The 8,912-nt window shown below is 73.6% G+C and carries 13 protein-coding genes; 5 read left to right on the top strand and 8 right to left on the bottom strand.

Annotated features, from left to right (window positions below):
* The first annotated feature begins 51 nt into the window (after positions 1 to 51).
* Complete coding sequence (locus tag NH2_RS24450) at positions 52 to 834, top strand: ABC transporter permease (RefSeq protein WP_067659251.1); 783 nt, start codon at positions 52 to 54, stop codon at positions 832 to 834.
* Here NH2_RS24450 and NH2_RS24445 read toward each other — a convergent pair.
* Complete coding sequence (locus tag NH2_RS24445) at positions 831 to 1,256, bottom strand: DMP19 family protein (protein ID WP_067659015.1); 426 nt, start codon at positions 1,254 to 1,256, stop codon at positions 831 to 833. The genes NH2_RS24450 and NH2_RS24445 overlap by 4 nt on opposite strands.
* Before the next feature lie 66 nt (positions 1,257 to 1,322).
* Complete coding sequence (locus tag NH2_RS24440) at positions 1,323 to 1,658, bottom strand: RNA polymerase-binding protein RbpA (protein WP_067659014.1); 336 nt, start codon at positions 1,656 to 1,658, stop codon at positions 1,323 to 1,325.
* 208 nt (positions 1,659 to 1,866) lie between these two features.
* Here NH2_RS24440 and NH2_RS24435 point away from each other — a divergent pair, with 208 nt between their 5' ends.
* The gene (locus NH2_RS24435; protein WP_067659248.1) at positions 1,867 to 2,187 is read left to right on the top strand and encodes a hypothetical protein; all 321 of its coding nucleotides are present in this window, start codon (positions 1,867 to 1,869) and stop codon (positions 2,185 to 2,187) included.
* 138 nt (positions 2,188 to 2,325) lie between these two features.
* Here NH2_RS24435 and NH2_RS24430 read toward each other — a convergent pair whose 3' ends face one another.
* Positions 2,326 to 2,964: a M23 family metallopeptidase gene (locus NH2_RS24430; protein ID WP_067659013.1), complete on the bottom strand. Its 639-nt coding sequence runs from the start codon at positions 2,962 to 2,964 to the stop codon at positions 2,326 to 2,328.
* 208 nt (positions 2,965 to 3,172) lie between these two features.
* On the opposite strand from NH2_RS24430, the gene NH2_RS24425 reads away from it, so the two are divergent.
* On the top strand, positions 3,173 to 3,469 hold the full coding sequence (locus NH2_RS24425; RefSeq protein WP_067659245.1) for an ArsR/SmtB family transcription factor: 297 nt from the start codon (positions 3,173 to 3,175) through the stop codon (positions 3,467 to 3,469).
* 3 nt (positions 3,470 to 3,472) lie between these two features.
* Here NH2_RS24425 and NH2_RS24420 read toward each other — a convergent pair whose 3' ends face one another.
* Positions 3,473 to 4,459, bottom strand: coding sequence for a glycosyltransferase family 9 protein (locus tag NH2_RS24420; RefSeq protein WP_067659012.1), 987 nt, complete (start codon positions 4,457 to 4,459; stop codon positions 3,473 to 3,475).
* 199 nt (positions 4,460 to 4,658) lie between these two features.
* On the opposite strand from NH2_RS24420, the gene NH2_RS24415 reads away from it, so the two are divergent.
* Both NH2_RS24415 and NH2_RS24410 read left to right on the top strand, forming a co-directional pair.
* The gene (locus NH2_RS24415) at positions 4,659 to 5,249 is read left to right on the top strand and encodes an HdeD family acid-resistance protein (protein ID WP_067659010.1); all 591 of its coding nucleotides are present in this window, start codon (positions 4,659 to 4,661) and stop codon (positions 5,247 to 5,249) included.
* A gap of 34 nt (positions 5,250 to 5,283) precedes the next feature.
* On the top strand, positions 5,284 to 5,634 hold the full coding sequence (locus NH2_RS24410) for a hypothetical protein (protein WP_067659008.1): 351 nt from the start codon (positions 5,284 to 5,286) through the stop codon (positions 5,632 to 5,634).
* A gap of 43 nt (positions 5,635 to 5,677) precedes the next feature.
* Here the strand turns inward: NH2_RS24410 and NH2_RS24405 are convergent, their stop codons facing one another.
* From NH2_RS24405 to NH2_RS24390, 4 genes are read right to left on the bottom strand one after another with little or no spacing between them, the layout of a single operon-like run.
* The gene (locus NH2_RS24405; protein ID WP_067659005.1) at positions 5,678 to 6,853 is read right to left on the bottom strand and encodes a Dyp-type peroxidase; all 1,176 of its coding nucleotides are present in this window, start codon (positions 6,851 to 6,853) and stop codon (positions 5,678 to 5,680) included.
* Positions 6,846 to 7,352 (bottom strand): copper chaperone PCu(A)C, encoded by a 507-nt coding sequence (locus NH2_RS24400; RefSeq protein ID WP_067659002.1) that lies wholly within the window; start codon positions 7,350 to 7,352, stop codon positions 6,846 to 6,848. Before NH2_RS24400 ends, NH2_RS24405 begins: the two co-directional genes overlap by 8 nt.
* Positions 7,353 to 7,398: 46 nt before the next feature.
* Positions 7,399 to 7,953, bottom strand: coding sequence for a hypothetical protein (locus NH2_RS24395; protein ID WP_067658999.1), 555 nt, complete (start codon positions 7,951 to 7,953; stop codon positions 7,399 to 7,401).
* Between the two features lie 29 nt (positions 7,954 to 7,982).
* Positions 7,983 to 8,783, bottom strand: coding sequence for an SGNH/GDSL hydrolase family protein (locus NH2_RS24390; protein WP_067658996.1), 801 nt, complete (start codon positions 8,781 to 8,783; stop codon positions 7,983 to 7,985).
* Between the last annotated feature and the right edge of the window lie 129 nt (positions 8,784 to 8,912).

Raw genomic sequence — 8,912 nt, 5'->3', positions numbered from 1 at the left:
CGCCAGGAGCCCGCCGCCGCCTCGGCGCCCGAGCCGGAACCCCGCGGCCGGATCTTCCGGGACAGCGCCATCGTCGCCCACCGCAATCTGCTCACCATCCTGCGGGTGCCGACGCTGCTGGTCACCGCGACCATCCAGCCGCTGATGTTCGTCTTCGTCTTCGCCTACATCTTCGGCGCCTCGCTCGGCGGCGACCAGTACCGCGAGTTCCTGCTGGCGGGCATCTTCACCCAGACCGTCGCCTTCAATGCCGCCTTCACCACCGTCGGGCTCGCGGGCGATTTGCAGAAGGGCATCATCGACCGGATGCGGGCGCTGCCCATGTCCCGGCTCGCGGTGCTCATGGGCCGCACCCTCTCCGACCTCGTGGTGAACGTGCTGAGCCTGATCGTCATGGTGGTCTGCGGGCTGATCGTGGGCTGGCGGATCAACGGCTCGATCGGCGACGCGCTGCTCGCCTTCGGCGTGATCCTGCTCTTCGCCTTCGCCATGTCCTGGGTGGGCGCGCTCACCGGGCTGCTCTCGCCCACCGTCGAGGTGGCGCAGAGCGCCGGGCTGATCTGGCTCTTCCCGCTGACCTTCATCTCCTCGGCATTCATCTCCGGGGAGACGCTGCCCGGCCCGCTGAAGAACATCGCCGAGTGGAACCCGATCACCGCGGTCTCCACCGCGGGGCGGCAGCTCTTCGGCAACAGCTCGCCGCCGACCTTCATCCCGGCGACCGGCTGGGTCGCCGACAACGCCGTGCTCTACTCCATCGGCTGCTCGCTCGCCATCCTGGCGGTCGCCATGCCGCTGGCGCTGCTGCGCTACCGCAAGGTCGCGAGCCGCTAGAGGGCGTCCGCGACCTCGAGGAAGGGCGCGATCTCGGCGTCGAAGCCGACGTCGCCGCGCAGGTACTCGACGCTGATCCCGGTCAGCTCGACCGCCAGCTGCGTCGGCGCGGCGAAGTCGGCCAGCAGCTGGTGGTAGTCGTCGAGCCGCTCGGTGCAGCGGGTGACGGCGCGCACGTAGAAGTCGAGCGCGACCGGCGCGTCCACCGCCCGCAGCATGCCGTCCAGGTCCTCCAGCCGCTCGCTGCCCATGTTGTGGATCAGCTGTGCGAAGCCGCCGTTCTTCACCTGGTAGTCGAAGTGTGCCGCCAGCACGGTGAGGTAGGCCAGGTCACGCCGCCGCTCCTCGAGTTCGTCGGCATTCTCCAGCAGCTCGGCCGCGCGCTGTGCCAGCCGCTGGAGCCGTTCGTTGTACACGCTCACGAGCGCCGAGCCTAGGGCACGACGAAGGCTCCCACCCGTCGCGGTGGGAGCCTTCGTCGTGCGCGGTCAACCCCGGCGGCGCGTCTTCAGCAGCTCCAGCCGCTCCTTGAGCAGCTCCTCGAGCTCGTCCTTGGAGCGCCGCTCCAGCAGCATGTCCCAGTGCGTGCGCGGCGGCTTCACCTTCTTGGCCTCCTGCGCGGTGCCCTCGAGGAGCACCCCCTCCTGGCCGTTGCGGCAGAGCCAGGTGGGCGGGATCTCGGCGTCGTCGGCGAACGGGACGTCGAATTCCTCGTTGTTGTCGGTGCGGTAGCGGGCGATGCGGCGCGGCGCGAGGTCGTGGTCGCGATCGGTCTCGTAGCTCACCGCTCCGAGCCTGCTGCCCCGGAGTACGCGATCTGCCATGTGTCCCTCTCCCTCGAGTCCAGGTCGTGTCGAACGTGGCCGGTGCCGCACGGTACAACGCTCGATGACGAGCCGGTGTTCCCGGGGCAACCGGCTAACCCCTCCATGATAGTGCCTCGCCCGAGGTGCCCGCCCCGCCCGGTGCCCGCGGCACGCGCTCCGGCCGAGAGTTCTCGCCGGGGCCGCGGTACGGCTAGTGTTCTGCCCCATGCGCCGCTTGCTGTCCTGCCTGTGGTGCGGGCGGGAGATCGTCGAGTCGGAGGCCGGACGCAGGCGCCGGTACTGCCGTCAGTCGTGCCGTCAGCGCGCCTACGAACACCGGAACAGCCTCAAGGGCTCCGGGATCCCGGCCGACTCGGTGGTGCTCAGCGCCCAGGAGGCGGCCGCGCTCGCGGACCGCTGGTTCGCCGCCCGCTGCGCCGCCGAGGATGTCGCGACCGCCGTCGACGAGGGCGCGGGCGCCGTCGAATTGGCCGCGCTCAGCGCGAAACTCGTGTCGCTGGCCCGGGACGCCGAGCGGCTGCGCTGAGCACCGCCGCCACCCCGAGCGCCGCCGCGAGCAGCGCGGCACCGGCCCGTCCGGCGTGGCGGCCGGCACCCCGCGCAGCGCCTGCCACAGCGTCGGCGCGAGCAGCCCGGTCCAGGCCGCCGCCGTACTCCGGCAGGGTCAGCCCGCGGGGCGGTGCGCGTCCACGCCGCGCGCGGCCAGCCAGGGCAGCGGATCCAGCTTGGCGCCGTCCGGCGCGTGCACCTCGTAGTGCAGGTGCGGGCCGGTGGAGTAGCCGCGGTTGCCGACGGTGGCGATGACATCGCCCGCCCGCACCTGCTGCCCCACCTGCACCAGGATGTCGTTGACGTGGCCGTAGACGCCGACGGTCCCGTCGTCCTGCTGCACCCGGACCCACAGCCCGAAGCCGGAGGCAGGCCCCGCCTCCAGCACCGTGCCGTCGGTGACCGCGGCGATCGGCGCGCCGATCGGGTCGCCGAAGTCCAGCCCGGCGTGCAGCGCTCCCCAGCGCGCGCCGAAGAGCGAGGTCAGGGTGCCCGCCACCGGGCGCACCGTCTTGGGCCTGGCCGCCTCGGCCGCGAAGCGGTGCTGCTCCTCGACCACCGCCGCGGGCACGGTCTGCGGCCGCTGCGCCTCCCACGGGGTCACGGCGGCGGCGAGTTCGGGGCGGGCCGCGGCAGCGGGGGCCGGATCGTGACCGGCCACCGCGATCACCCCGAGCGCGGCGCTCACGGCGGCGGTAGCGGCGGCCGCCCGGGTCACGGTGCGGCGCGCGGATAACGAGAAGGTTACGGGCATGGCGTCGAACGTACGACAGCGCAAACCCCAGCCCGCAATTCTGTGGCAACCTTCACCGTGCGCGAAACCCCAGGTAGAAACGCTGCCCTCGATCTTGGTCGTCCGCAGCGCTCCCGGATGACCTGGCTTTTCGGTAACCCCGTTACGGTTGACGGAAACGGCCGCCGACGCGCACACTGGATTAGTGCCGACTAATGGAGTGCGCGCCATGGTCGCGCTCGCCGACCCGACCAGGCGGGCCATCTTCGAGGCGCTGCCCGCCGCCCCGCGCTCGGTCGGCGAGCTGGCCGAGCGGGTGGGCGTCACCAGCTCGGCGGTCTCCCAGCACCTGCGGGTGCTGCGCGAGGCCAGGCTGGTGCGGATGCGGCCGGAGGGCAACCGCCGCCTCTACCACCTCGACCCGCGCGGCCTCGCCGACGTCAGGGACTACGTGGAGCGGTACTGGCCGAGCGCGCTCGCCGCCTACGCGGCCGCGATCGACGAGGCGTGGAGCGCCGAGCCCTGACGCTCAGCCGACCCGGCGGTAGGGCGTCCGCCTGCGCTCCGGCCCGACCCCGGGCCAGCGCCGCTTGCCGAGCTGCTTGTCCACCGCCTCGATGACCACGGTGCTGCCGAGCCGGAGCAGCCCGGGGTCCGGCTCCGGCGCCTCCGGGTCGCCGCTGTCGCCCGCCCACAGCACGGAGTGCCTGCCGAGCAGGTGCGGCGGCGGGCCCTCGGTGCGCGGCGAGGTCGGGCCGAAGAGCAGCACCGTCCTGGTCCCGAAGGCGGTGGCCAGGTGCGCCGCTCCGGTCTCCCCGCAGACCAGCAGCGCCGCCTCGGCCACCGTCGCCGCGAACTCCAGCAGGGTCTGCTCGCCCGCGAGCACCTGCCCGATCGGCAGCCCGGCGCGGGCCGCGATCTGCAGCGCGAGCTCGCGCTCGTGCTCGTCGCCGGTGAGCACCACCTCCCGATCCAGCACCAGCAGGTGCCGGACCACGGCGGCGAATCGGTCCGCGGGCCAGCGCCGGGCCGGGGCGCCCGCGCCGACGTGCACCACCACGCAGTCCCGCCTGCTGACCGTCGAGACCGGCGGCACCAGCCCCAGATTGCGTGGATCGGCGGTGATCCCGCTCCACTCCAACAGCGCGCACCAGCGATTCACCCGGTGTGCCAGCGGATCCCACTCCGGGCCGTCCCACTGCGGCAGCGCGGCGCTGCGGTAGGTGAGCATCCGGGCGGGCTCGGTCCCGGCCAGCGCCAGGATGCTCGCCGGGTCCGGGCCGTGCAGGTTCACCGCGAGGTCGGGGCAGGGGCCGTCCCAGCGCAGCTCGCCGCCGGGGCCGGTGGGGGCGATGGCGTCGACGGAGGCGATCAGGTCGACGACCGGCTTCAGCCTGCGCGGCGCGGCCAGCACGAGGTGATCACCCGGCCGGGCCCGGCGCAGCGCCCGCAGCGCGGGGACCGCGGTGAGCAGGTCACCGAGGCCGCGTGCCTGCAACGCGAGTACAACCGCCACCTGAGAAGTCTCCTCGTTCCACCATGCTCACCGGACGGCTCCGACGCGGGAAGGCGGTCCGCCGGGCCGAAAGTCACTCGCAACCGAATACCCGGCGCCACCACCGGGTAAACGCCGCGGCCAGTGCCGCGGGTCACGGAACGAGAAACTCCCGGCAAATCAGCGCGGCTGCTTGCGACAACGGGCATAGCATCTCGTCATGACGACTACCGAAGCGGCCGAGGGCCCGGTACAAGCTCTCGCGCGCGCCGCCTGGCAAACGATTCTCGTCACCGGAATCCTCTCGGTGATCCTCGGTGTGCTGATCCTGGTCTGGCCGGGTGCCACGCTCGCCGTCGCCGGCGTGCTCTTCGGCATCTACCTGGTGGTCAGCGGGGTGCTGCAGCTGCTCGCGGCGTTCGGCGCGCCCGCGAGCACCGGGCTGCGCGTGCTCGCCTTCATCAGCGGCGTGCTCTCGATCGTGCTCGGCGTCTTCTGCTTCCGCGACGAGATCGCCTCGCTGCTGCTGCTCGGCATCTTCATCGGCATCGGCTGGCTCTTCCGCGGGATCGGCGCGGTCATGGCCGCCGTCTCCGAGCCGAACCTGCCCGGCCGCGGCGTGCAGGGCTTCTTCGGCGTGGTCACCGCGATCGCCGGTGTGGTGCTGGTGATCTGGCCGGTCGGCTCGGTGGCCACGCTGGCCTGGGTGGCGGGCATCTGGCTGGTGGTGATCGGCATCATGGAGATCGCGACGGCTTGGGGCGTCAAGCGGGACAGCGAGCGGGCCGGCGCGGTGCACGACGCCGTGTAGTAGATATGCTCCGCATGAACTAGGCTGCGATTCCATGGATTTCGTCTACAACGTGCTGGTCGTGGCGCACCTGCTCGGGATGGCCGCGGTGGTCGGCGGCTGGGCGGCGGGCCGCCCCGCGGTGAACCCGGTGATGGTCTGGGGCGCTCGCGCCCAGGTGGTCACCGGGATCGTCCTGGTCGGGCTGGCCGAGTCGATCGACTCGCTCGGCAAGGACCCGAACATGGTCAAGATCGGGGTGAAGCTGGTGATCGCCGTCGCGGTGGCCGGGTTCGCCGAGGTGGCGCACGCCGATGCCAAGCGCGGCAAACAGGTCGCCTGGATGGCGGACGCGGCGGGCGGGCTCGCCGTGGTCAACGTCCTCGTCGCCACGCTCTGGACCTGAGCCGGATACCGCTCCCGCCGTCTAGGCGGGAGCGGCGCCCGTTTCAGCCCTCGAAGAGCGGCTGCCCCAGGTAGCCGCCGGGGGCGGGGACCCCGGGCAGGACGGCGAAGACCGCCGAGCCGATCGGCGCGGTCCACTGGTTGAGCGCGTCGAATTCGGCCAGCCGCCGCTGCACCGGCAGGAACTGCGCGGCGATGTCGCGCTGGTAGGCGGCGAACAGCAGCCCCGAGTTCGAGGTGGCCCCCGGCTCCGGCGGGTCGTCGTAGTTGTACGCCCGCCGCAGGAACCGCTCGCCGGCGTGCGCGTGCCGCGCCCGCGCCACGTGCGAGGAGGGCGGGATGAGCGGAATCCCGAGTGCGTCGGTGGCGGCGAGGTCCGGCTCGTCGGACTCGCGGTGGCCGGAGAGCGGAGCGCCGTCGGCGATACGCCTGCCCACCACGAGCTCCCTCGACACCGGGTCGAGCTCCTCCCAGGTGTCCAGCTGGGTCTCGATCCGGCGCAGCACCAGCGCGCTGCCACCCGCCAGCGGGCCGGAGTCCAGCCACACCAGCCCCGCCAGCTCCGCGCCCTCCGGATTGGCCGACCCGTCCAGCTGCCCCATGAGGTTGCGCGGAGTCTGCCCCGGCGCCGCGTCCAGGAAGCCGCGCTGCACCCAGCGCGGGGTGACCAGCGATCGCACGCTCCTGGCCAGCACCCTGGCCGCGTGCGCGACGGCGGTCGCCTCGTCGGCGGCGAGCTGCAGCAGCAGGTCGCCGCCGCACCAGCGCGGGTCGAGCCGGTCGATCGGGAAGGCGGGCAGCGGCGCCAGCCACTCGGGGCGGACCGCCTCCAGCCCCGCCGCCGCGAAGGCGCCGGGGCCGAGCCCGGCCGTCACCGTGAGCCGGGCCGGGCGCAGTGCCAGCTCCGGCTCGGTATCGGTCAGCGCCGGACGTCCCGCGGTGAGCCGCGCGCTGTCCTCGGTCCAGATCCGCAGCAGCCCGGCCAGGTCGTCCCGGCCGACGCCGGGCCGCAGGTCGAAGGCGAGGTAGCTGATCCGCGCCCGCGGCCGGGTGGCGATCCCGGCCTGGTGCACCCCGTGGAACGGTTCGGTCGCGAGCCCCGGGTCGCCCGGCTCGGCCCGGCCCGCCGCCAGCGCGGCGGTACCGAGGCCGGCGGCGCCGAGCGCGACGGCGCCGCCGCCGAGCAGCCGCCGCCGGCCGAACCGGCTCCGCTCAGGCACCGTGCCCCGGGGCGTACTCCTCCTGCGCCCCGGCGAAATCGCGCACCTGCGCGCTGAAGGTCGTGCTGGAGCCGTCCGCGAAGGTCAGCACCACCTCGGTCGTGGAGCCGGTGCGCAGCGGCGCGCCGAGCTCCATGAACATCAGGTGGTCGCCGCCCGGCCGCAGCGTGAGCGCGCCGCCCGCCGGAATCGTGAAGCCACCGTCCTTCGGGCGCATGATCATCGCGCCCTCGGCATCCGGCACCACCTCGTGCAGCTCCAACCGGCCCGCGGCCGGGCTGCTCGCCGCGACCACGGTGACCGCCTCGGCACCGGTATTGCGCAGCTCGCCGAAGCCCGCGGACATGCCGCTGTCCGCGGCCTTGACCCATTGGTCGCCGACGGTCACCGCGTCGGCCGAACGGCCGGGGGCGGCGGGGGTGGAGCAGCCCGCGAGTACCAGCGGGAGAAAGGCGCTCGCGGTGACGAGCCGCCGGGCGCGCGGGGAGAGTACAGCCATGGAGAAACTCCGAACCTGCGAAAAGGGAAGGGGGAATCGCCGCCGGTCACACGAACCGGCGGTACAGCGGGCGACCCGCCCCGCCCGGCGGCCCCCGCAGCCCACGCCCTGACACCAGCGTGCCCGGTCTCCCCGCGCGAAAACTGCTGCGACGCGGCCGGATTCGTATCGGCACGATCGCCGCGTGTGCACCACCGGGCACCGCGGCGAGCCGCGCCAGCGCCGCGATCCCCGCGCCCGCCGCTCGCTCGGCCGCGCCGATGAGCACCGCCCCGAGCGGAATCGCCACCAGGTGCGCGGCCAGCATGACCGCGCTCGAATGCGCCCCGTGGTGCTGCTCGGGCGCGTGCGTCAGCGCCGAGTGCCCGGCCGCCTGCCCCAGCGCGAGCACCAGCAGCAGCCGCCCGAACCCCGGCCGCTGCGGCACCGCCTCGACCAGCACCCCGACCAGGCAGCAGACCGCGAGCAGCGCCGCCGTCGCGGGCCCGCCGGGCGCCACCACCCCGCCGCCCATGGCGTGCGCGGCCGCCGCCACCGCCCCGGAGCCGGACCCGACGAAGGCCCCGCGCAAGGGCGCGACGGGCGTCATCCGGTCCGGCACGCGGCAATACTACTACCGCGCGTCGGAGATCAACCCGCTACGGAGCGCCGGAGCGGCTCTGTCTTCCCGCGCAGCGGAGCGAGCTGCGGCCGCTTCGCCGTCACCCGATCACCGGTCGAGATCCCGCGCGCCCGGCGCACCAGCCACGGCACCATGTGCACCGTCGCCCAGCGCAGCTCGTCGAAGACCTGCTCGCCCCGCCGCTGCCGCACCGGCGGCAGCGGCTGCCGCCACGACCCGTCCGCGCCGGGCACCCGCAGCGCCTCGGCCACCGCCCGCGCCACCATCTCGTGCCCCATCGGGCTCAGGTGCAGCCGGTCCTGCGCCCACAGCAGCCGGTGCGCGGCCACCGGCACCGGCTCGAAATCCACCAGCACCGCCTCGTAGCGCGCCGCCATCTCCCGGATATCGGCATTGAGCTGCCGGATCCGCCCCGCCAGCGGCCGCACCACCGGCGCGATCGCCCCGATATCGGGGAAGGTGAAGGTGACCACCGTGGAACCGGCCGCCCGGAACGGCTCGATCAGCGCGGCCAGATCGGCGAGCAGCGCCTCCCGGTCGAAGCGCGGCCGGATGAGGTCGTTCAGCCCCGCCAGCACCGCGGTCAGATCCGGCTGCATGGCCAGGGCCGGCTCCAGCTGCTCCGCGCGGATCTGCCCCGCCCGCCTGCCGCGGATCGCCAGATTGGCATAGCGGAACTCCGGGGCCTCGCCACCGAGCATGTCGGCGAAGCGGTCCGCCCAACCCCGCAACCCGCCGGAATCATCGGGGTCGCCGACCCCCTCGGTCTGGCTGTCCCCGATGGCGACGAAGCGCGTGTAGCACTGCACGTCCCGAGGCTAGGAGGGCCGGATGAACAGGCGGTTTACCCATAGGGACGGCCAGCCGTCGTGTGCTGGGTCACACGGCTGTGATTCGGCCTGGTTTGCACCGCCCTGACCTGGGCATTCTCTGTGTCC

The sequence above is a fragment of the Nocardia harenae NBRC 108248 genome, from assembly GCF_001612885.1.
GTDB classification, from domain to species: domain Bacteria; phylum Actinomycetota; class Actinomycetes; order Mycobacteriales; family Mycobacteriaceae; genus Nocardia; species Nocardia harenae.
The sequence above is the reverse complement of the archived record's forward strand: the minus strand, read 5'-3'. Positions and strand labels throughout refer to the sequence as shown.